The organism is Asanoa sp. NPDC050611 (genome assembly GCF_040654855.1).
Lineage (GTDB): Bacteria > Actinomycetota > Actinomycetes > Mycobacteriales > Micromonosporaceae > Asanoa.
Genome location: NZ_JBFAIU010000105.1, coordinates 1 through 22006, shown reverse-complemented (window position 1 = coordinate 22006; position 22006 = coordinate 1). Strand labels below are relative to the sequence as shown.

Genomic DNA, 22006 nt, shown 5'->3' with positions numbered 1-22006 from the left:
GTCCAGGTCGTTCGTCCGGTGGGGCGCTCCACCTGGACCAGGCAGGCGCGGCCCGGCCGGGCGGAGCCTGCGCGACGGGATGGCCGATCCGGACTATCTGATCCCAATGGCAGGATGTTGGGGTGACGGACACGACGCCTCCGATGCAGAGCACCGAGACACCCGCGCTGGACAAAGACCGTTTCAGGTGTCCGCACTGCTCGATCTTTGCCGTGCAAGACCGTGGCCTGCTCCTTTGGAAGAAACTCTTCGTAAACCAAAGCCCGCGCGAGATGCAAGGTTGGCGGGCGCACTATTGCACTGCCTGCCAAGAGCCGACGATCTGGCTTAAGGCTGCCGACGACGACGACAGCGACATGGTCTATCCGCTCGGCAGCATGGGAGAACGTGCAAGCGACGACATGCCCGATGAAGTACGCGCGGTGTACGAAGAGGCGAGGCGTGTAGCAGCGCTGTCGCGACGCAGCTCTGCAGCGCTCCTTCGGCTGGCCCTCCAAATGCTGGTCGACGGACTCGAACCCGGCGCAGGCAGCCTCAACACCAAGATCGGGCGGCTGGTTGAGCGCGGACTTCACCCTCAGACCGCGCAAGCCATGGATGTTCTCCGCGTTGTCGGGAACAACGCCGTCCATCCCGGACAGATCGATCTTGACGATGATCCGACACTCTTGCCTGGACTCTTCCGCCTGACGAACGTAGTGATTGACCAGATGATCAGCGTCCCGAAGCACGCTGAATCCCTCTTCAGCGCTCTGCCCCAGGGGGCTAGGGACCAAATCGCACAGAGAGACGGCACAGTGGCGGCCCAACCTCGCTAACCCAGATGCACGAGTGGCCGGGAGAAATCCGGGAGACGATCTAACGGCCTGATGCCTCAGAGACCGTTCCACGCCGCCAAGCACAAGCACCACGACCAGGGCGAATAGCCACGCATCCAGGTCGTGAAGGTGGTTTGACCTAGTTGACACGGAAGAGGTCACTGGTTCAAACCCAGTATCGCCCACCAGATCAGAGGCCATGTCCCATTGACGGACATGGCCTCTTTCATGCCCTTACAGCAGGCTCCTCCTGAGGCCGGCCAAGCTGCTCGATGTCCCTCGCCCACTGGCGCGTCAGTGCCATTGCTGCTGAGCGGGTGGTTACGCGCCGCTGATGTGGATGGTCGCTGCCCTTGACGTCCACCCCACGGTGGGACGAAAGCGGGTAGGCAACCACCAACCAGCGACCGGACGCCGTTCGGTAGGGCCACACCACCGCGGTGGCGAGCAGCGCGGCAAACCTTGAGCAGGTGCGCGACAGCCAGAGCCAGGAGGATGGCTATCGCGATAATCGCGAAGGGTTCGAAGTCCCCCCAGCCTTGCAGAAACAGGCGAGACGGCGGCGGCCCACCCGCCACACATGCAGTTGACCGGACTCCGGTCCGCCACTCCTTCAACACGATGTCATCGTGAACTGCGAGCGCCGGTCATGGATCCTGGGGTTCGTTGCGCTAACGCCGCAGAAAGATCAGGCAGGCCGCGGAGGCAGTCGATGGAAACTCCGCTAAAGCTTTCAGGACGATGGTGCCGCCTACCAGAGCGAGCGAACCGCCTCTGCGGATCGGCTGCGGTGGCGACGTCCGGCGGGTGAGACCTTGAACCGGCCACGGACGCGCCGCGACTAACGGCGGCGAAGCCGGTCCAACAGCGGGTGATCCGCCGCCTGACGCGTACGACATGCGGCCCGGGGATCATGGCATTTGGGAGCCGGTCGCGTCGGGGGTCCGTCGCGCGTGGAGACCGCGTAGCAGTGCGATCTCCGCGCCGTGGTGGACCTGCTCGTCGACCAGCGTCATGAGCACGTCGCCGGCGCTGCGGGGTTCGCCCAGGTGGCTCGGTCGCAGCTCGCGCAAGTGCGCGTCGGTGGCCTCGGCCAGCCATGCGGTGATCGGCTCGCGGCTGTCGCGCCAGTAGGTGCGGGCCGCGTCCGCGGATCCCGGGACGACCAGGTCGGCGAACGTCCGGGCGCCGGGACCGAACGCGTGCTCCCAGTAGATCCAGTTGCCGTTCGCGAGATGGACGAGCCGCCACGCGATCGTCGTCAACGGCGGCGGGTCAGGCGTAGTCGATGTCCCACCGGTCCGGCAACGTCGGGTGCGTCCGCACCGTCCAGCACGACGGCCCGGGCTCCCAGAAGAACTCGGCGTCGGACATGCCGGTCAGGCGCTGGTCGAGCCTGGCCCCGGAGTCGCGCCACTGCCGCCGCAGCACCTCAGCCGCGTTCATCACGGACCGGCGTGAGCAGGTCGATGTGGTCATGGCTGCGGTAATGCTCGATGCTCGGCCGGGTCGTGTCCCGCGCCGCCATGAACATCACGGCCGTGTCGCCCGCCTCACCCGTTCCATCGTCGCCCCCTCAGACGCCTCAGGCTCACGGTAGACGGTCAGTGGCCCGAGTCGCCCTGGCCGGCGGTGGTGGGAAGGTTGCCGAGGACGTGGTTGATGACGTGCACCCGGCCGTTGGCGATGCGGTAGTCCGCGCACACCGTGCGCGCCTCGTCGCCCAGCTGCGCCATGCCCTCGTCCACCTTGGACACCCGCACGGTCGTGCCGTCCAACGTCTTGACCGAGTCCGCGTCGCGCAGGTCCGAGACGCTCAGTGCCTTGTCGACGATGTGCGCGCGCAGGAGCGTACGCAGCGTGTCCTTGTCTTTGATCATCAGCTCGTCCAGGTTGTCCTGGGAGAACTTGGCGGCGAACGCGTCGTCGGACGGCGCCAGCACGGTGATCGCCTGCTTGCCCTCGAGCTCCGGCAGCAGGTCCGCGGCCCGCAGCGCGCCGTCGAACGTCGTCAGGACCGTGATCCAGCTCAGCGCCTCGCTCGCCGGCGCGTTGGCCAGCGCCGTCGGGTTGCCGGGCTCGTCGCCCTTCGGCAGCTCGGTGCAGAGGGGGCCCGAGAGGGCGTCCGGCGCGTCCGAACCGCTGCAGCCGGCCGCCGCCAACAGCGAGACAGCCAGGACCAGCGCCAGCGTACGCCGCATCGCGACCTCCAGGGAGAAAGGTGGTGCACCGGCGGGCCGGGCTTCCCGGTCCGGCCCGCCGATGCGTCGGGGGGCTAGCTCATCACAGGGTGGCGCACTGGCCCGCGCGCGGTCCGTTGACCGTGTTGCGGACCTCGAGGTTCGTCGGCGCCGGGGTGTTGCCGGAGCAGTTCAGCGGGCCGCTGACGCTGTTGCCGGCGAGGTACGGTGCCGCACCGCCGCGGTTGTTGACCACGCTGACCGGGCCCGACACCTTGGTGCCGATGACCGAGACCGGGCCGTTGGTGTTCGCGACCTGCAGCGGACCCCGCAGCGTGCTGTCGCCGAGGAAGACCCCGGCCGCGTTCGCGGCGTTGACCGGGCCACTGATGGTGGAGTTGGTGGCGACCAGGGTCGCACCCGGGCGGAGGTTGACCGGGCCGTTGACCGTCGCGCCCGACAGGCAGGCGAAGCCCGAGATGGTCAGCGGGCCGTTGCGCGTGCCGGTCAGGGTCGGGTAGACCCGCTCGCCGGACACCCACTCCTCCTCGCCCTGCTCGTCCAGCAGCAGCGGGATCAGGCCCCGCTCCGGCTGGGCCAGCGGCACGATGTAGCCGTCGTCGACCTTCACGACCTTCCAGCCGTGCGCGGCGATCCGCTCGGCGACCGTGGCACCGACGTCGTTGGGTCCGTCGGTACGGGCACCGTTGTACTGCGCCTCGGTGAGCTTGTAGGCACACGGGGCGTTGTCCAGGATCATGTCCGGCGTCGGCAGGTCCTCGCGCGGGCCGGCCTCACCCGGGTGCGGCGCCGGGTGCAGCGGGATGACCCGCGAGCCCCGGAAGACGATCCGGCCGTTGTTGCCGGCCTGGAACTCGATCGCCTCGCCACGCGCCTTCTTGATGTCGCCGACCTGGGCGTGGTGGTAGTCCATGAACTGGTTGAACGTCCACAGCGCCGAGAAGGTCTTGCGGCGGCGGTTGTTCGCCGTGTTGCCCTCGTCCGGCCGGGTCGCGCCGCCGGAGCTGCGCAGCTCGAGCAGCGAGTTGACCGTGTTCTTCAGGCCGAGGGTGTTGCGCAGGATGGTCTCCTCGGACAGGCCCACGCCGCTGCCGTTCGCGCAGCCGTACGGGCACGCCCACCAACCGTCCTTGGCGCCCTCGACGTACATGTGGTTCTCGATCATGTCGAGCGACTCGTCGAAGATCTGCTGGGCCACGTTCTGGTGCCGCGGCGGCAGCATCGGCAGGTCGCCGGCCTGGGAGTTGCCGTACTCGTGACCGTCGTAGCCGGCCACCGGGCGGTAGTCGCGCAGCATCCGCACGTACGCCGCGGTCTCCGGCTGGCGGATCAGCGAGTAGTCCCGGTTGAGGTCCTGGCCGGTGATGTTGCCCCGGGTGTTGGCGGCCCGGCCGTCACCGTTGATCGTCGGGACGATCAGGACGGTGGTGGCCTTGAGCAGGTCCAGCGTGCGGGCGTCGTTGCTGAACGCCAGCTGGCGAGCCATGATCAGGCAGGCCTCGCGGTCGCCCGGCTCGTTGCCGTGGACGTTGCAGTTGACCGCCAGCGGCGAGGTCGCGGCCACCGCGGCCGGGGTCGCCGGCGGGGTCGGGTAGCCGATGACGAACATGTTGATCGGGCGGTTCTGCACGGTACGGCCGATCTCGACCACCCGCACCCGCTCGCTCAGCTTGTCGACCTCCGCCGTGTAGGCGTACTCGTTGACGTCGCTGGTGTACTGCGCGGCGTGGGTGGTCTCCCACTGCGTACGCAGGTTCTGGCCCGGGGTGTCGGTGTCGCCCCACGGCTCCTTGGTGGTGCCGACGACCGGGGTCGAGTACGGCTGCTCGGCCGTCCCGATCCGGGCGCGGACCCGCCACTGGAACCGGTCGCCAGGGTTGAACCCGGCGTCCGCGAACGTGGGCTCCTCGTTGTTGACCTGGCGGTTGGGCCGCCAGACGCCGACGACCTTCGCGACGTCGGTCGGGTTGCCCGAGGCGTCGACCGCGGTGCGCTCGATCTGGTAGTCGGTGGCGCCGTCGACCGGCGTCCACGCGACGGTGGCGAACCCGTCGGCCTGGCTGACCGTGAGGTCGGTGACCTGGTTGGGTTCGGCCGCGAACGCCGCGGTGGACGTCACGACGGGAGAGAGGGTGGCAGCTAGCAAGGCGGAAAGTCCGATGACCATAGACCGCCGATGTTTCATGGAACCTCCAGGTTGGGGGACCTGTCTTGATCAAAGACATCGGTGCCCGTCAGCCTGACCGTCCTCATGGGGCGATCGCAACGATCTTGAGTAACTCTTGAGGCTTTCGAATGGCCGCCGTTACGTGGCCGAGCCGGCCCGCGAGAAAACCCTTAGCCACCGGAATGGACTCGTTTGCCATCAACCCGTCTATCCCGGCCTTGCAGTCAGGGGGGTCGATGAGATGTAGACGGGCTAACGGTCGGGCGGGAACGTGCTCTCCCGCTCGACCAACTCGGCGGGTACGCGCTCCACGCGCGGATCCCGCGACGGCGCGGACAGGGCCAGGGACATGGCCAGCGCCCCCATGTCGGCCAGCGGCAGGCGGATCGTGGTCAGGGCCGGCGTCACGTCGCGGGCGATCGGCATGTCGTCGAAGCCGATCACGCTGATCCGGCGGTCCACGCCGCGCAGGTGCGCCAGCGCGCCCACGGCCATCGAGTCGTTGAGGGCCGCGATCGCCGTCAGGCGCGGATGGGCCGCGAGCAGGTCGGCCGTCGCCGCGGCGCCGCTGTCGCGGTCGAAGTCCGCGTAGGCGACCTTCGGCGGCGGCCGCCGGTGGGAGCGGGCGGCGCGGCGCAGGCCGGTCAACCGGTCCGTCGTCGTGGTCAGGTTGCGCGGGCCCGCGATGACGCCGAGCTCGCGGTGGCCCAGCGCGTAGAGGTGCTCCCCCGCCAGGTAGCCGCCCGCCTCGTTGTCGGGCACGACCGCGTCGCCCGTGCGGTCGTGGCGGCCGATGACCGCGACCCGCCCGCCGGTCAGCTCGTAGGCGCGGAGCTTGCCGCGCAGCGCCCGGGCGAAACCCGGGTCGTGGTAGCCCGAGCCGGCCAGCACCATCGCCGCCACCTGGTGCGCCCGGAGCAGCTCCACGTAGTCGAGCTCGCGGGCCGGGTCGCGGTAGGTGTTGCAGATGATCACCAGGCGGCCGTCGGTGGTCGCGACCCGTTGCAGGCCGCGGGTTATCTCCGCGAAGTACGGGTCGGAGACGTCGTGCACGACCACGCCGACCGCGGTGCGCTCCGAGCGGGCGAGCTGGCGCGCGTGCGCGTTGGGCACGTAGTGGAGGTCGGCCACGGCGGCCTCGACCCGGTCGCGGAGCGCGGCGCTGACGGGCTTGCTGCTGCCGTTGATGATGCGCGAGGCGGTCGCCGTCGAGACGCCCGCCCGGCGCGCGACGTCGTCCAGCGTGGCCACGCGGAGATCATACGGGTAAGCCCTTGCCTAAGCCCATGGAGCGTGGATACCTTTCCCGGGAAAGCGCTTACCTCACGCTATCGGCGCCTGGACCTCCGGTCGGCGCAAAACCCGAGGTGAAGGTCAAGGGGAGGTAGAGCTCGTGGATCGCAAACCCATCGGGATCGTCCTGAACGGCGTGACCGGGCGGATGGGCTACCGCCAGCATCTGGTCCGTTCGCTGCTCGCGATCCGCGAGGCCGGTGGCCTGCCGCTGCGCGACGGCACGCTGCTCTGGCCCGAGCCCGTGCTGGTCGGGCGCGACGACGCCAAGCTGCGGGCGATCGCGCAGCGGCACGGCCTCACCGAGTGGACCACCGACCTGGGCGCGGCGCTGGCCCGACCCGACGTCGAGATCTACTTCGACGCCCAGGTGACCAACGCGCGCGAAAAGGCCATCCGCGCCGCCGTCAACGCCGGCAAGCACATCTACACCGAGAAGCCGACCGCCGGCGACCTGGCCGGCGCGGTCGAGCTGGCCCGGCTCGCCGACGCGGCCGGCGTCAAGCACGGCGTCGTGCAGGACAAGCTGTTCCTGCCGGGCCTGCGCAAGCTCGACCGGCTCGTCAAGGGCGGCTTCTTCGGGCGCGTCCTCAGCGTCCGCGGCGAGTTCGGCTACTGGGTCTTCGAGGGCGACTGGCAACCGGCCCAGCGTCCATCATGGAACTACCGCACCGCCGACGGCGGCGGCATCGTGGTCGACATGTTCCCGCACTGGCACTATGTGCTCGAGCAGATCTTCGGGTCCGTCGAGGCCGTCACCGCCCACGTCGCCACCCACATCCCCCGCCGGTGGGACGAGCAGGGCCAAGCCTACGACGCGACCGCCGACGACGCCGCGTACGGCATCTTCGAGATCGCGGGCGGCATCGTCGCGCAGATCAACTCGTCCTGGGCCGTCCGGGTCTACCGCGACGAGCTGGTCGAGTTCCAGGTCGACGGCACCGAGGGCAGCGCGGTCGCCGGCCTGCGCGAGTGCCGGGTCCAGCACCGCTCGACCACGCCCAAGCCGGTCTGGAACCCCGACCTGCCGGCCACCGAACGGTTCCGCGACCAGTGGCAGGTCGTGCCCGACAACGAGGAGTTCCGCAACGGCTTCCTGGAGCAGTGGGAGCTGTTCCTGCGGCACGTGGTCGAGGACACCCCGTACACCTGGGACCTGTGGGCCGGCGCCCGTGGCGTGCAGCTCGCCGAGCTGGGCACGGTGTCGGCGCGCGAGGGCCGGCGGGTCGAGATCCCGGAGCTGGCACCGTGACCGAGGTCGTGCTCCCCGACGGGCCGTTCACCTTCACCGGCACCGGCGCCGCCTTCGCCGCGCCAGGAGCGGGATTCACGAGCCGCGTCGCGTACGCCGCCGCACACGTGGTCGCCGACCCGGCCGCCGACAACACCCCGGGCGCGCCGGCCGCCCTCGACTGGGACGCCACCCTCGCGTTCCGGCATCACCTGTGGTCGCACGGCTTCGGCGTCGCGGAGGCGATGGACACCGCACAGCGCGGCATGGGCCTCGACTACGCCGCGACCCGGGAGCTGATCCGGCGCAGCGCGCGCGAGGCGGCCGGGCCGATCGTCGCGGGCGTGGCCACCGACCAGCTCCCGCCGGGCGTGGCGAGCCTCGACGAGGTCCGCAAGGCCTATGCCGAGCAGCTCGCCGACGTGCAGGCGGCGGGCGCCACGCCGGTGCTGATGTGCAGCCGCCACCTCGCCGCCACGGCCCGCGGGAGCGACGACTACCTCGACGTGTACGCCGAGCTGCTGCGCCAGGCCGACGGGCCGGTCGTGCTGCACTGGCTCGGCGAGATGTTCGACCCGGCGCTGGCCGGCTACTGGGGTGCCGACCCGGTCGCCACCGTGCTCGAGCTGATCGGCGCGCACGCCGCGAAGGTCGACGGCATCAAGGTCTCGCTGCTCGACGAGGCGTTCGAGGTCGACCTGCGCCGGCGCCTGCCCGCGGGCGTCCGGCTCTACACCGGCGACGACTTCAACTACCCAAACCTGATCAAGGGCGACGCGCACGGCTACTCCGATGCGCTGCTCGGCATCTTCGCCGCCATCGCGCCGCCGGCGGCCGCCGCGTTGCGGGCGCTGGACGCGGGCGACGAGCCCGGCTACGACGACATCTTCGCGCCCACCGTGCCGCTGGCCCGGCACGTGTTCGGCGCGCCCACCTTCTACTACAAGACCGGCATCGTCTTCCTCGCCTGGCTGGCCGGCCACCAGAGCCACTTCACGATGGTCGGCGGGCTGCAGAGCGGCCGGTCGCCGCTGCACCTGGCGAAGCTGATCCGGCTGGCCGACGCGGCCGGCGTCCTGCCCGACGCGGATCTGGCGGCCGCTCGGGCGCGCGCGTGGGCGACGACCGTGGGGGTGGCCGGATGAGGTTCGCGCTGAACTCCGCCACCACCAAGCACTGGCCGCTGCCCGATCTCGTCGCCGGCTGCGTCCGGGCGGGCGTCCGCGGCGTCGGCCTGTGGCGCGAGGAGACCGCCGCCTTCGGCCTGGACAAGACCGCCGCCCTGGTGCGCGACGCGGGCCTGTCGGTCACCTCGCTGTGCCGCGGTGGTTTCTTCAACGATCCCGGCTGGTACGACGACAACCGGCGCGCGATCGACGAGGCGGCGACGCTCGGCGCACCCGTGCTGGTGCTGGTCTCCGGCGGCCTCCACGACGGCAGCCGCGACCTCGACGGCGCCCGCGCGCACGTCGGGGACGCGATCGGTCGCCTGGTGCCGCACGCGCTCGCGGCCGGGGTCAAGCTGGCGGTCGAGCCGCTGCACCCGATGTTCGCCGCCGACCGCTGCGTGGTCTCGACGCTGGGCCAGGCGCTGGACCTGGTCGCGCCGCTGCCCGTCGAGGCGGCCGGCGTCGTGGTCGACACCTACCACCTGTGGTGGGACGACCAGGTCTGGGCGCAGATCGAGCGGGCCGGCCGACAGCGCCGGATCGCCTGCTTCCAGGTCGCCGACTGGGTCACGCCGCTGCCGGAAGGCGTGCTGCTCGGCCGCGGCCTGCCGGGCGACGGCTGTGTCGACAACCGCCGCTTCCGCCGCGCGGTCGACGCCGCCGGCTACACCGGACCGGTCGAGGTCGAGGTGTTCTCGGCAGAGGTCTGGGCGCGCCCGGGCGACGAGGTGCTCGACGCGGCGCTGCGCGGCTACCGGGAGACCGTCGAGGGATGACCGAGCTGACCGTCGAGGGCGTCGCCGTCGCGTCCTATGTGGTCTCGCCCGAGGTCGACGTGGTCCAGGGACCGCGCCCCTACCTGCACCCGGTGCGCACACTCGGCGGCGTCACCGTCACCGACTTCGCGCCCGACGACCACACCTGGCATCTCGGTGTCTCGGTCGCGATGCAGGACGTCGCGGGCACCAACCTGTGGGGCGGCCGCACGTACGTCCGCGACCGCGGCTACACGTGGCTCGACGACCACGGCGCGATCGTGCACACGGCCTGGACCGGGGACCTGCGTCACCGGATGGAGTGGCGCGACAAGGACGGCGGGGTGCTGCTCACCGAGGAGCGGCGGCTGGCCGCCACGAAGGCCACGCTGGGCTGGGAGCTGTCGGTCGACTTCACCCTGACCGCCGACCGGCCGGTCACGCTGGGCAGCCCGGCGACGAACGGCCGCCCGGACAAAGCGGGCTACGGCGGGTTCTTCTGGCGGGCGGCGCCGGGCGAAACCCGGGTGTTCACCGTGGACGCGGCGGGCGAGGAGAACGTCAACGGCAGCGCGGCGCCGTGGCTGGCGCTGACCGGGCCGGGGCCGTACACGCTGGTGTTCCGGGGCCTGGCGGGCGATGACCGCTGGTTCGTGCGGACCGGCATCTATCCCGGCGTCTGCGCCGCGCTGGCGTTCGACCGCCCGTTGGCCGTCACGCCGGAGACGCCGGTCGTGCGGAGCATCCGGGTGCTCGTCGCCGACGGTGCCCTGACCCGCGAGCAGCTGGTATGAAAGCGCGTCGCCGGCGAACTCGGTTCGCCGGCGACGCCGTCCGTTCGGTCAGGGGCGGTAGACGCCGAGCTCGAGACCGCCGGTCACCGGGACCGACACGTCCTCCTTGCCGGCGCGGTCGAGGGTCACGTCGGTCGACGTGGCGGTGATGCCGGTCGCGAACAGGCGGTCGGACCCGACGAGGACGATCTGGATCCAGCCGCCCGCGGGCGGGGTCATGCCGAGGTCGACGTCCTTGCCGGTGTTCAGGTCGACGATCCGCATCGCGTTGCGGACCGTGTCCGGGTCGCTGTTCTCGAAGCTCACCCCGACGTACCGGCCGTCGTCGGAGATGCTCTGGATCGAGAAGCCGCCGGTGCAGCAGTTGATGTCGTAGGGCACCCGCTTGACGACCTTGCCGGCCACCGTGGCGACGACGATCCTGCCTTGCTCGCCGTACGTGACGTAGCCACCGTTCCTCGAGAAGGCCAGGTAGCCCCGCCAGGCCGCCGGCGCCGCGGTCGTCGCGCCCGTGTGCGCGTCGACGATGCTCACGTCGTTGCCGCGTTCGACGACCAGCCGGCGCGAGTCGGGCATCCACTTGGGGCCTGATCCTCCCCGGCATTCGACCTCGGGCAGGATCACCCGGCTCGCGCCGTCGTCGAGCGACGTCACGACCAGCGCCCCACGGTCGGAGCCCGTGCTGTCGCTCTCGACCCACGCCACCGAGGTGCCGTCGGGCGAGAACACGATGGATTGGCGCGCGCAGTCGTTCCGATGCGTTGAACCGCGCAGCGGCGCCGTGCGCAGCTTGTCGTCGGCCAGCACGTTGATCTTTATCGGACCGTCGTCGGCCCGGGTCAGGTAGTACAGGGTGCCGGGCAGCGAGGACCTGCCGCCGGTCTCGGTCCACGGACCCAGCGTGAGCCTCGCCGCCGTGTTCGACGTGCCTGGCGTGCCCGTCGTCAGCGGGCGGTCAGGAGTCGCGGAAGCGGTGGGCGGCGCGGTCGCGGTCGGCTCCGCGGTGGGAACCTCCGTGACCGAGGGCGTCGGTGTCGTGCCGGGCACGACGGTGCCGTTCGGCCGGGAGGTCACCGCGAAGGCGGCGCCGCCGGCCGCGACGACCGCGACCGCGGCGAGCGAGACCGCGCCGACGCGGCGCTGAGTCTGGCGCCTGGCCCCGCGCAACACCCGGTCGCGCAGGTCGACCGGCTTGGCGAGGTCCGCGATATCGGCGAGGTCGTCGTGGAACTGCTGCGAGTTGACGCCGTTCATCGGGCCACCCCCGTGAAGTAGAACTCGTTCAATTCGGGCGCGATCGTGCGGAGTCGGGCCAATGCCCTGGCTGTCTGGCTCTTGACGGTGCCGACCGAGACACCCAGCAGCTCGGCCGCCTCGGCCTCGCTGCGATCCTCGAAGAACCGCAGGACCAGCACCGCCCGTTGGCGGTTGGTCAACCGGAGCAGCGCGGCCTGCAGGGTGAGGCGGACCGTCGTCGTGTGCGCGTGGTCACCGCCACGCGGCGCCTCCGGCACGTCCGCGGCCAGGTTCTCCACCACCTTGCCGCGCCGCCACCAGGAAACCTGGAGGTGGTACATGACCTTCCTGGTGTACGCCTCCGCGTTGCCGGTCTGGTGCAGGTTGCGCCACGACCGGTGCGTACGTATCAACGCGTTCTGCACCAGGTCCTCAGCCAGATGCTGGTCCCCCGTGAGCAGGAACGCCGACCGCAACAACGAGGACGTGCGACTCCGCACGAACGCGTCGAACTCGTCGGCCAAAGATTCCACGCCGATCAACCTCTCTCGAAACGAACCGGCCAACTCGATCGGATCCGCGCTTGCTGGCGTCGCTCCCACCACAGCCTCCCCTTCCCCAGGTCGATGAATGGTGGGCGCCGGCCGGCATGCCCTTGGTCCTGCGCGTTGGTAGATGCGGAGCGAGTCGCGCGGCGTTGTCACCGCGAGAGCTTTTTCTTCCGCCGCCGCTGTCCGGAAAGCGCCACATCCCGCCGTCGACCGGGAGGACGTAACCTTCTGTTCATGATCGAAAAGGTACGCGTCGCGGTTGTCGGCGTAGGCAACAACACGTCGGCCCTGGTGCAGGGGATCGCTTTCTACCGCGAGACCGGCAGCCTGACCGGGGTTCACCGGCCGGAGATCGACGGTCTCGGCGTCGGCGACATCGAGTTCGTCGCGGCCTTCGCCACGTCACCGGAGAAGGTCGGCCGGGACCTGACCGAGGCGATCTTCCTGCCGCCCAACAACGTCCCGCGGCTCGACTGCGCGCTCCCGCCCGCGGGCGTGGCCGTGACCAGGGGCCTGGTCGACGCCGGCGAGGTGGACCGCGTGGCCGAGGCGCTGGCCGGCGCGGAGGTGCTGCTCTACTCGGCGCCGAGCGGCCGGCCCGGGACGGCCCTGGCCTATGCGGCGGCCGCGCGCAAGGCCGGCGTCGCGTTCGTCAACACCACCGCGGACCCGGTCGCCCGGGACCCGGGCTGCCTCGCCGAGTTCGCCGCCGCCGGCCTGCCGTTGCTCGGGGACGACCTGGCCAGCCAGTTCGGCACCTCGGTGCTGCACGGCTCGTTGCTGCGGCTGCTGGCCGACCGAGGGCTGACGCTGGTCAGCTCGTACCAGGTCAACCTGGGCGGCACCGAGGACTTCCGCAACCTGGTCGAGAACCCCAACACCAAGAAGCAGTCCAAGCTCAACGCGCTGTCGGGGGTCGACAAGGTGCAGCTTGCCCCGCTGGGATACCTGCCACAGCTCGGCTCGCGGAAGGTGGCGCACCTCAACCTCGAGGCGCAGGGCTGGGCCGGCGCCGAGGTCAGCCTCGACGTGAAGCTGACCGTGCACGACCCGGCCGGCGCGGCCGGCGTCAACATCGACCTGATCCGGATCGCCGCGAGCGCGCTGCGGAACGGGCGCGGTGGTTCTCCCGAGGAGTCCGTGCGGCTGTTCAAGTCGCCGCCGGGCACGCCGGTCTGACGTGGCGGCGGGGCGGCCGTCGCGACCACCCCGCCACCCGTCACGTCAGGGGTTGATCCGGCCCGCGCCGGCGCCCGAGGTGACGATCGACTTCACGTTGCTCGCGTTGTCGAGTTGGTAGGAGTAAGGGATCGAGCCCGTGCCGCCGGCGCTCTGCGGCGAGCCGCTGCCGACGAACACGTTGTTGCGCTGCACGAGGGTGCCGGGGTCCGAGTCGGCGTAGCCGACCAGCGTGGGCTCGTCGACGCCCTCGAAGTAGTTGCCCTCGACCAGCACACCGGCGTTCATCGTGGACGCGACGCCGTACTCGTTGTTGTAGTAGTAGTTGTTGTAGACGTGCACCGGGTTGCCGAAGCGCACCCGCGGGTGCCGGGTCCCCGAGCCGTCGAACCAGTTGTGGTGGTAGGACACCCGCAGGTGGCCGACGTCCTGCGACGCGTTGTCGTCGGAGTGGCCGAGCAGCATCGACTTGTCGTGCCCGTACACCCGGTTCCAGGAGACGGTGACGAAGTCGGAGCCGCGCTTGATGTCGACCGCGCCGTCGTACCCGTTGGTGAAGCTGTTGTGGTCGACCCAGATGTTCGTCGCCGACTGCTCGACGTTGATCGCGTCGTCGTCCCAGTCGCGGAACGACAGGTTGCGGATGATGACGTTGCGGTCGCCGTTGACGGTGAACCCGCAGCCGGCGATCGTCGCGCCGGAGTTGCCGAGGATGGTCTTGTTGGACCGCACCCGGATCATCCCGGAGCACGAGATCGTGCCGCTGACCCGGATCACCGCGGCGTTGGTCGCGCCGACCGCGCTGGTGAGCGCGGCGGCGCTGGTGACCGTCGTGGCCGACGCGCTGCCGCCGCCAGTGGTGCCGCCGTTCTGGGTCGCCCAGCCGACCAGGCCGGTCTGCGGCGGCGTGGTCGGTCCGCCGGTCGGCGGCGGGGTGGTCGGGTTGCCGGTCGGCGGGTCCGTCGGGTTGGTGGACCCGTCGGAACTGACCACGACGTCGTCGAACCGGGCCGACGCGTACACGGTCACCAGGCCGATCCGGCCCGCGCTGTGCGCGCTGTTGCTGCCCGAGCCGATCCGGGTGCCGTTGACGAAGCCCGAGATCGTGCTGCCGTTGGCGTCGATCCGCAGCGTGTACCAGGTGCCCGTGGACACGGTCAGCGATGCCGAGCCGATCACCGTGACCGACGAGCCGTCGACGGCCTGCAGCTCGGCGCGGTTGGCGTTGGTCAGCGCCAGCCGGTACATCTTGGTGGCCGACGAGGAGCGGGCGGCGAGCGCGACGAGCCGGTTGCTGCCGTTGAAGCTCAAGGGCTTCACCCGGGCCTGCACCGAGTACGCGGTCCAGCTCGTCTGTCCGGCGAACTCGCGGGCCAGCTCGCTGTCGGTCTTGGACTGCGTGAACGTCGGCGTGCCGTCGGTCACGACCGACCAGTCGCCGCCGGACTTCGACCAGCCGCTCGCGTTGCCGTCGTTGAAGTCGTCGGAGAAGAGCGTCGCCGCCTGCGCGACACCGCCCAACCCGAACGCGACCACGACGGCGGCAAGGGCGCCCGCGACGACCGCGAGTACGCCCCGACGTGCCGTTCTTTTCACGATGCCTCCTCAGTTCCGTTTTGATCGACACTTGTCGATCTCTGAGGGTGCGGGAAGCCCGGGCTGAGAACGCCTCCCGTACCCCGTTGCCGTGATGCCGGCGGGCCGCCACGACCCGCCGGCACCGGCCGGGGTTGCGACCCCGGCGCCGGTGGTCCCGAGCGCTGTGACCACCGAAGTCAGATCGCCAACCGGCGGGCGCCCGCGCACAGCTCGACGACGAGCGCGGCGGCCGGTGCCGGCAGGACGGGCCCGGCGCGCAGGCTGGGCGTCCAGCCCGCGTCCGGTGCGATGTCGGGCTCGTGCGTCGCGTTGTAGGCGGCGAGCAGGCTCGCCGGCCTGGGCAGCGACCGTCCGGCGCGGACCCAGGTGCCCCGCTCGGAGAGCACCGTGCCGCCCCAGTCGAAGACGAACGCGTCCGGCGGCACGGCGGCCCCGAGCGCGACGTAGTTGTTCTCGGCGTAGACGGCCGACTGCACGCCGACGCCCCAGCTGTATTCGTAGGGGTCCGTGACCGGCACGCGGTAGAGGTTGTTGTAGACGTCGACCTGGCCGAACCGCACCCGCGGCGCGCGCTGCACGCTGCCGTCGAACTCGTTGTGGTGCAGCGTCACCTTGAGCGCACCCACGTCGGCGCCCGGCGTGTTGGTCGACCCGATCAGCATGGTCTTGTCGTGGTTGGTGAACCGGTTGTAGGACACCGTCACGTAGTTGCTGCCGTTGGTGATGTCGACCTGCCCGTCATGCACCTGGTACGGCCGGCCGAAGTGCAGCGGCTGCGCCGAGTCCGGGTTGTCGGCGTCGGTGAACGTGTTGTGGTCGACCCACACGTGCTGCGAGTTGCGGATCCAGATGTTGTCGTACGCCGCGTTCCAGTTGCCGGTCTCGCCATCGGTCGGGGACCAGACCGGGAAGCAGTCGCGACTGTCCTCGTGGGTGATGTTCCGGATGATCACGTTGGAGCTGCCGTCGAGCCGGAGGAAGACGCCGTTCAGGCGGGCGCCGCCGAGCCCGATGATGGTCTTGTTGGAGCCGACGTTGACCCGCACCCGGGCGCTCTGGTTGGCGGCCGAGCGCACCCGGGCCTCCTCCAGGGGGCCGCTGGGCGCGACCCTGCCCCAGACCGCCGGGTCATAGGCGGCGAGAAACGCGTCCAGCGAGTACGCCGGATCGGCGAACTGCGCGCAGGACAGCGGCGCGCCGGCGGCGTCGGCATTTCCGCGAATGGTGCCGCGGACGAAGATGATCGCCGGCGTGGTGCCGGCGACGGCGGCCGCGAGCTCGTCGCGGTTGGTTACGTGGAAGACGTTTTCCGGTGTGGCCGCCGCACCGCCGGTCGTGCCGGTCCCCGCGGCCGCCCAACCGTCGCCGGCCGGCAGCACCTCCCGGGCGATCCGGTCGCTGAGCGGCACGGACGCCGCCGCGGCGGGTGCCGCGACGGCGATGACAAGCACGCCGGCCACGCCGGCGGCGAGACCTCGAAATCGCATTGAGACACTCCGATCACAACCTGGACACCTATTGTGAAACATAGGTATCGATCATTGTGAGTGTCAATAACTTCGATGTGCAGGAATGTTGCAGAGAATCGCGCCAATGACGAACGGCCCGACCGTGGAAACGGTCGAGTAAGCGGCTATTGGCGCTATTTCTGGGCGGTGACCGACCCCGTTGTTTGCAGACGGTTTTCCGTGTGCGGCGGGCGCGCCCAGGGCACACCCAGCTCCGACGGCAGCGCAAGCCCCTCGGCGGCCCGGCGCAGCACGTCGTTGATGCCGCGGATGGAGCGGATCCGGTGCGGGCCGTCGCCGACGTCGGCGACGAGCTCGTCGCCGAGCAGCGTCGGCATCGGCGCGGAACCGAGCGTCTCGACCACCGCCGTGAAGCCCGCGGTGGCCGACAGCGCTGCCCGCAGCGGCACGCCGGCCCGGTCGGCGCGGTGCGCGAGCAGGTTGTCGAGCAGGTCGACCCGGCCGGGCACCTCCCGCAGGCCGGCGTCGCCGGGCAACCGGAGGCGATCCGTCGTGTACTCCAACGTCGCGCTCCCCCGCGTCCCGGTCACGGTGATCTCACCGGGGATGAACTCCTCGCCGGCCACCGTGACGGCGACGACCACCGGCGGTCGCCCGTCGGCGGTCAGCCGCAGCACGGCGGTGTCGTCACTCTCGATCGGCCGCGTCCGGTAGCGCTCGACCTCGACCCGCCCGACCACGCTTTTCGCCAGGCTTTGCTCTGCATCGATATACGCATCACCCGGGCGGCCGGGTGATGCGTATGTGGATGCAGAGCAAAGCCGGTCGGCGAGGGCGAGGCTCTGCATCACCGCGTGGCCGAGCGGGTTGACCAGGGCGCCGTCCACCGCGCGGCGGCCGGCCCAGGGCGACCGGGCGTAGTAGGCGTCGTCGCGCTGCCAGGAGGCGACCGCCGCGATCCCCGTGACCGTGCCGAGAGCGCCGGCCGCGCACAGCTCGTCGAACGCCGCCGAGGCCAGCGCCTGGAAACCGACCTGGCAGGACCGCCCCGCTTCGGTCAAGGCCGCGAGCAGGCTGGCGTGGTCGGCCAGCGTCAGCAGCGGCGGCTTCTCCAGCAGCAGGTCGCAGCCGGCGGCCACCGCGTCCAGCGCGATCGGCAGGTGGGTCGCCGGTGGGGTGGAGATGACCACGACGTCCGGCCGGGTCTCGGCGAGCAGTGCCCGGTGGTCCGTGAAGACCCGGGTCTCCGGCGGCAGCGGCGGGTCGGGGTCGAGCGGGTTCGGCTCGGCGATCCCGACGAACGCGAGCGCGCCGGACGCGTGCCGGGGTGCCAGCCGCCGCCGGTGCCAGCGGCCGTGGCCGTTGGCACCGATCAGCGCGACCCGCGGCGTCGTCATCCGGCACCGGCCAGAGTGGACTCGACACCGTGCTTGTCGAAATCGGTGAGCCAGTCGACCACGAGGGCCCGGACCGTCTCGTCGGCGGCCAGCTCCGGCGGGAAGACCGCGGTCAGCCCGAACAGGGCGGCGGCCAGGCCGTCGGGGCTCGGCGGGGCCGCGGCGACCGCCGCGCGGATCTCGGCGGCCAGCGGGTCGTCCAGCTCCAGCGCGCGGCCGTCGTCGGCGACCCCGCGGGCGTACCGCATCCAGGCCGCAACGACCAGGGCTCCCCAGCGCGGCGTCCCGCCGGCCGCCCGGCGGTCGCGGATGGTCTCGAGGACCCGCTGCGGGAGCTTCTGGGTGCCGTCCATCGCGACCTGGGTGGTGCGGTGGCCGATGGCCGGGTTGGCGAACCGTTCGAGCGCGGACTCGCCGTAGGCGACGACGTCCACCCCCGCCGGCGGCGTGAAGCTGCGCGCGATGTCCTCGGCGACGAACCGCCGCATCGCGTCGGCCAGGCCCGGCATCTGGTGCGCCTCCGCGATGGTCGCCCGCCCGGCCAGCGCGCCGAGGTAGGCCATCCCCGAGTGGACGCCGTTGAGCGCCCGCAGCTTGACCCGTTCCCACGGCCCGGCGTCGTCGGTGAGCACCGCACCGGCCGCCTCCCAGGCCGGGCGCCCGGCCGGGAAGTCGTCCTCGATCACCCACTGGCGGTAAGGCTCGCCGTAGACCGCGGCCTCGTCGCGGACGCCCAGGACCGCGGCCGCGGCCGCCCGGCTCGCGTCCGTCGAGGCCGGCACGATCCGGTCCACCATCGTGCCGGGGCAGCGCACGTTGGCGCGCAGCCAGGCGTCGTCGTGCCCGACGCGGGCGAACGCCGCCTCGAGCATGCCGCGGGTGCGGCGTCCGTTGGCGGAGAAGTTGTCGCAGCTCACGATCGCGATCGGGCCGGCGTCGGCGCGGGACCGGGCGACCAGGGCGCGGAACAGCAGCCCCGGCACCGTGGTCGGCGGCCGGTCACCGCGCAGGTCCGCGTCCAGCACCGGGTCGTCGAGCAGCCTGCCGGTCGCCGGGTCGAGCCGGTAGGCCTTCTCCGTGGCGCACAGCGTGACCACCCGGATCGCCGGGTCGGCCACCAGGGCGACGACGGAATCCGGGTCGGAGGCGGCGACCCGGGCGTCGGCGAACGCGCCGACCACCCGGGTCCGCGTGCCCTCGGCCGACATGTCACTGACGCTGTAGAGCAGGTCCTGGGCCTGCAGCGCCGCGACGACCGCGGTCGAGCGGGGGGCGACGCCGACGATGCCCCAGTCGCCGCCGGCCGCCGCGACCGCCTCCTCGGTGTAGACCGCCTGGTGCGCGCGGTGGAACGCGCCGAGTCCGATGTGCACGATGCCCGCCGGCACCGTCCCGGGTCGCACCAGCGGCCGGCTCTCGGTGGGCAGCCGGCGCAGTGAGCCGAGGCCGAGCAGCGGGATCATCGCCACACCGGCCCGTCCGGGAACGAGAACCGCGCGACCGACTCGGGTTTCATCGCCGCGCTGTAGCCCGGTGCGGTGGGCAGGAGGTAGCGGCCGCCGCTCGTGCGCACGGGGTCGACGAAGTGCTCGTGCAGGTGGTCCACGTATTCCACCATCCGTCCCTCCAGGGATGTGCCGACCCGCAGGTAGTCGAAGAAGGCGAGGTGCTGCACCAGCTCGCAGAGGCCGACTCCGCCGGCGTGGGGGCAGACCGGCACGCCGAACTTGGCCGCCAGCAGCAGCTCCGCGAGCACCTCGTTGACGCCGCCGACGCGGCAGGCGTCGATCTGCATGACGCCGATGGCCTCGGCCTGGAGGAGCTGCTTGAAGATCACGCGGTTGGCCGCGACCTCGCCGGTGGCGACCCGGATCGGCGCGACCGCGCGCTGGATGCGCGCGTGGCCGAGCACGTCGTCCGCGTGCGTCGGCTCCTCGATCCAGTAGGGCGCGAACTCCGCCAGCCGCGCCATCGCCGCGATCGCCTGGTCGACGTCCCAGACCTGGTTGGCGTCCATCATCAGCAGCGCGTCGGTGCCGATCTCGGCGCGGATGATCCGGGCCCGGCGGACGTCGTCCTCGAGGTCGCCGCCGACCTTCATCTTCATGGCCCGCCAACCCTCGGCGTACGCGCCGCGGGTCAGCGCCCGGACCTTGTCGTCCGGATAGCCCAGCCAGCCGACCGACGTGGTGTACGACGGGAAGCCCTCGCGCTCGACCAGCGCCAGCCGCTCCGCGTACCCCTTCCGGCCGTTGTCCAGGATCGTCGTCGCCTCGTCCGGGGTGAGCGCGTCGCTGATGTGGTGGAAGTCCACGTTGGCGACGATCTCGTCGCTCGGCATCTCGGCCAGCAGGCGCCACAGCGGCAGCCCGGCGGCCTTGGCGCGCAGGTCCCAGACCGCGTTGACCAGGGCGCCGGTCGCCATGTGGATGACGCCCTTCTCGGGGCCGAGCCAGCGGAGCTGCGGGTCCGCCGTCAGCGAGCGCCAGAACTCGACGGGCTCGGCGGCGATCCCGTCCAGGCTCCTGCCGACCACGTGGTCAGCCAGCGCGCGCACCGCCGCGCAGGTGATCTCGTTGCCCCGGCCGTTGGTGAACGTGAAGCCGGCACCGGTGTGCGGGCCGTCCGTGCGCAGCTCCACATAGGTCGCGGAGTAGTCGCCGCGGTTGATGGCGTCGGAGCCGTCGCCCGTGTCGGCGGTCGGGAAGCGGACGTCGTGCACGTCGACGGCGTGGATCGTGGTCACTGGTGTCCTCCCAGCCGGAAGACCCGCTTGGGCAGGCGGTACGCGAGGTCCACGATGGTCTCCGCGGCCTCGTCGAAGGGCAGCCGGTGCTCGGCGACAAGGCGCGCGAGGAAGCCGGCGTCGATCCGGCGGGCCACGTCGTGCCGCACCGGGATCGAGCAGAACGCCCGGGTGTCGTCGACGAAGCCGGCCGTGTTGTAGAAGCCGGCGCTCTCGGTGACCGCCTCGCGGAAGCGGCGCAGCACCTCCGGCGAGTCCAGGAACCACCACGGCGCGCCCAGGTAGATCGCGGCATAGCCGCCGGCGATCGGGGCCAGCTCACGGGTGAACGTGTACTCGTCGAGCGTGTAGACCACCACGCGCAGGCGCGGGTCGTTGCCGTACGCGTCGAGCAGCGGCGTCAGCGCGTGCAGGTACTCGGTCGCCTGTGGGATGTCGCCGCCCACGTCCCGGCCGTGCGTCGCGTGCAGCCACCGGTTGTGGTTGCGCACTGCGCCCGGGTGCAGCTGCATCACGAGACCGTCCTCGATGGACATGCGGGCGAACTCGACGAGCATGTGCGCGCGGAAGGTCTCGGCGTCGGCCGCGTCGGCGTCGCCCCGCAGGCCGCGGGCGAACAGGCTCGCCGCCTCCGCCGGGGACAGGCGCGCCGTGCGGGCGGTCGGGTGGCCGTGGTCGCTGGAGGTCGCGCCGGCCGCGATGAACGCCGCGCGGCGGGAGCGCAGCGCGGCCAGATAGCCGCGGTAGGTGCCGGTGTCCTCGCCGGCCACCTCGCCGAGCCGGGCGACCCGGTCGGCCCAGCCCTCGAACTCCATGTCGACCACGTCGTCGGGGCGGAACGTGGTGATCACCCGGCCGCCCCAGCCGTCGGCCGCGAGCTTCGCGTGCGCGGCGAGGTCGTCCAGCGGCGACTCCGTAGTGGCCAGCACCTCGATGTTGAAGCGCTCGAACAGCGCGCGGGGCCGGAAGGTCGGCTCGTTGAGCTTCGCCGCGATGGCGTCGTACACCTCGTCGGCGGTCTGCGGCGACAGCCGGGTCGTCACGCCGAACACCGTCTCGAACGTGCGCTCCAGCCACAGCCGCGACGGCGTGCCGCGGAACAGGTGCCAGTGGTCGGCGAAGAGCCGCCAGATCGCCCGGCCGTCGGTCTCGGCCGGCTCGCCGTCGCGGGTCGGCACGCCGAGGCGTGACGGCGGGATGCCCTGGCTGAGCAGCATCCGGGTCAGGTAGTGGTCCGGCACGATGAGCAGCCGGGCGGGGTCGGGGAACGGCTCGTCGTCGGCCAGCACGGCGGGGTCCACATGGCTCACCGACCGCGACGGCAAGTACCAGCTCGGCACGCTCAAGGAGTCGGCGTTCGACCCGCTGTCGCGCACCTGTGAGTTCATGCTCAAGGAAGAG

18 protein-coding genes and 1 pseudogene are annotated in these 22006 nt (G+C 71.3%); 6 read left to right on the top strand and 13 right to left on the bottom strand.

Going from position 1 to position 22006, the window contains the following annotated elements; genetic code table 11:
• Positions 1–122 precede the first annotated feature (122 nt).
• Positions 123–818, top strand: coding sequence for a DUF4145 domain-containing protein (locus AB0H87_RS18270; protein WP_360146381.1), 696 nt, complete (start codon positions 123–125; stop codon positions 816–818).
• A gap of 911 nt (positions 819–1729) precedes the next feature.
• On the opposite strand, the gene AB0H87_RS18265 is transcribed toward AB0H87_RS18270, so the two are convergent.
• The 5 genes from AB0H87_RS18265 to AB0H87_RS18245 form a co-directional block, all read right to left on the bottom strand.
• A complete protein-coding gene (locus AB0H87_RS18265) occupies positions 1730–2083 on the bottom strand; it encodes a DinB family protein (protein ID WP_360146378.1) in 354 nt (117 codons plus the stop codon).
• Positions 2084–2093: 10 nt separating this feature from the next.
• Positions 2094–2297: a hypothetical protein gene (locus tag AB0H87_RS18260; protein WP_360146375.1), complete on the bottom strand. Its 204-nt coding sequence runs from the start codon at positions 2295–2297 to the stop codon at positions 2094–2096.
• A 125-nt stretch (positions 2298–2422) separates the two neighbouring features.
• Positions 2423–3019: a fasciclin domain-containing protein gene (locus AB0H87_RS18255; protein ID WP_360146372.1), complete on the bottom strand. Its 597-nt coding sequence runs from the start codon at positions 3017–3019 to the stop codon at positions 2423–2425.
• Between the two features lie 82 nt (positions 3020–3101).
• A complete protein-coding gene (locus AB0H87_RS18250; RefSeq protein ID WP_360146369.1) occupies positions 3102–5138 on the bottom strand; it encodes a M14 family zinc carboxypeptidase in 2037 nt (678 codons plus the stop codon).
• Between the two features lie 300 nt (positions 5139–5438).
• Positions 5439–6437: a LacI family DNA-binding transcriptional regulator gene (locus tag AB0H87_RS18245; protein WP_360146366.1), complete on the bottom strand. Its 999-nt coding sequence runs from the start codon at positions 6435–6437 to the stop codon at positions 5439–5441.
• A 142-nt stretch (positions 6438–6579) separates the two neighbouring features.
• Between AB0H87_RS18245 and AB0H87_RS18240 the strand changes: the two genes are divergently transcribed.
• From AB0H87_RS18240 to AB0H87_RS18225, 4 genes are read left to right on the top strand one after another with little or no spacing between them, the layout of a single operon-like run.
• Positions 6580–7731 (top strand): Gfo/Idh/MocA family oxidoreductase, encoded by a 1152-nt coding sequence (locus tag AB0H87_RS18240; protein ID WP_360146363.1) that lies wholly within the window; start codon positions 6580–6582, stop codon positions 7729–7731.
• Positions 7728–8855 (top strand): DUF993 family protein, encoded by a 1128-nt coding sequence (locus tag AB0H87_RS18235; protein WP_360146360.1) that lies wholly within the window; start codon positions 7728–7730, stop codon positions 8853–8855. Before AB0H87_RS18240 ends, AB0H87_RS18235 begins: the two co-directional genes overlap by 4 nt.
• On the top strand, positions 8852–9655 hold the full coding sequence (locus AB0H87_RS18230; protein WP_360146357.1) for a sugar phosphate isomerase/epimerase family protein: 804 nt from the start codon (positions 8852–8854) through the stop codon (positions 9653–9655). The genes AB0H87_RS18235 and AB0H87_RS18230 overlap by 4 nt, the downstream gene beginning before the upstream one ends.
• The gene (locus tag AB0H87_RS18225; protein WP_360146354.1) at positions 9652–10428 is read left to right on the top strand and encodes a PmoA family protein; all 777 of its coding nucleotides are present in this window, start codon (positions 9652–9654) and stop codon (positions 10426–10428) included. Before AB0H87_RS18230 ends, AB0H87_RS18225 begins: the two co-directional genes overlap by 4 nt.
• A 48-nt stretch (positions 10429–10476) precedes the next feature.
• Here the strand turns inward: AB0H87_RS18225 and AB0H87_RS18220 are convergent, their stop codons facing one another.
• Together AB0H87_RS18220 and AB0H87_RS18215 are read right to left on the bottom strand one after the other, a co-directional pair.
• Positions 10477–11682 carry a hypothetical protein gene (locus tag AB0H87_RS18220; RefSeq protein ID WP_360146351.1) on the bottom strand — a complete coding sequence of 402 codons (1206 nt, stop codon included), beginning with the start codon at positions 11680–11682 and terminating at the stop codon, positions 10477–10479.
• Positions 11679–12197: a SigE family RNA polymerase sigma factor gene (locus AB0H87_RS18215; protein WP_360146348.1), complete on the bottom strand. Its 519-nt coding sequence runs from the start codon at positions 12195–12197 to the stop codon at positions 11679–11681. Before AB0H87_RS18215 ends, AB0H87_RS18220 begins: the two co-directional genes overlap by 4 nt.
• A gap of 252 nt (positions 12198–12449) precedes the next feature.
• Between AB0H87_RS18215 and AB0H87_RS18210 the strand changes: the two genes are divergently transcribed.
• The gene (locus AB0H87_RS18210; protein WP_360146345.1) at positions 12450–13394 is read left to right on the top strand and encodes an inositol-3-phosphate synthase; all 945 of its coding nucleotides are present in this window, start codon (positions 12450–12452) and stop codon (positions 13392–13394) included.
• 45 nt (positions 13395–13439) lie between these two features.
• Here the strand turns inward: AB0H87_RS18210 and AB0H87_RS18205 are convergent, their stop codons facing one another.
• From AB0H87_RS18205 to uxaC, 6 genes and pseudogenes are all read right to left on the bottom strand, one after another.
• On the bottom strand, positions 13440–14990 hold the full coding sequence (locus AB0H87_RS18205) for a right-handed parallel beta-helix repeat-containing protein (protein ID WP_360146342.1): 1551 nt from the start codon (positions 14988–14990) through the stop codon (positions 13440–13442).
• Positions 14991–15169: 179 nt separating this feature from the next.
• Positions 15170–16480, bottom strand: a complete 1311-nt coding sequence (locus AB0H87_RS18200) for a polysaccharide lyase family 1 protein (protein WP_360146339.1) — start codon at positions 16478–16480, stop codon at positions 15170–15172.
• 155 nt (positions 16481–16635) lie between these two features.
• Positions 16636–17859 carry a Gfo/Idh/MocA family oxidoreductase gene (locus AB0H87_RS18195; protein WP_360146336.1) on the bottom strand — a complete coding sequence of 408 codons (1224 nt, stop codon included), beginning with the start codon at positions 17857–17859 and terminating at the stop codon, positions 16636–16638.
• Positions 17856–19322 (bottom strand): mannitol dehydrogenase family protein, encoded by a 1467-nt coding sequence (locus AB0H87_RS18190; RefSeq protein WP_360146333.1) that lies wholly within the window; start codon positions 19320–19322, stop codon positions 17856–17858. Before AB0H87_RS18190 ends, AB0H87_RS18195 begins: the two co-directional genes overlap by 4 nt.
• Positions 19319–20605 carry an enolase C-terminal domain-like protein gene (locus AB0H87_RS18185; RefSeq protein ID WP_360146330.1) on the bottom strand — a complete coding sequence of 429 codons (1287 nt, stop codon included), beginning with the start codon at positions 20603–20605 and terminating at the stop codon, positions 19319–19321. Before AB0H87_RS18185 ends, AB0H87_RS18190 begins: the two co-directional genes overlap by 4 nt.
• Positions 20602–21909 (bottom strand): annotated as a pseudogene (gene uxaC / locus AB0H87_RS18180) (glucuronate isomerase); the annotation flags it as partial. The gene AB0H87_RS18185 and the pseudogene uxaC, both read right to left, overlap by 4 nt.
• Positions 21910–22006 lie beyond the last annotated feature (97 nt).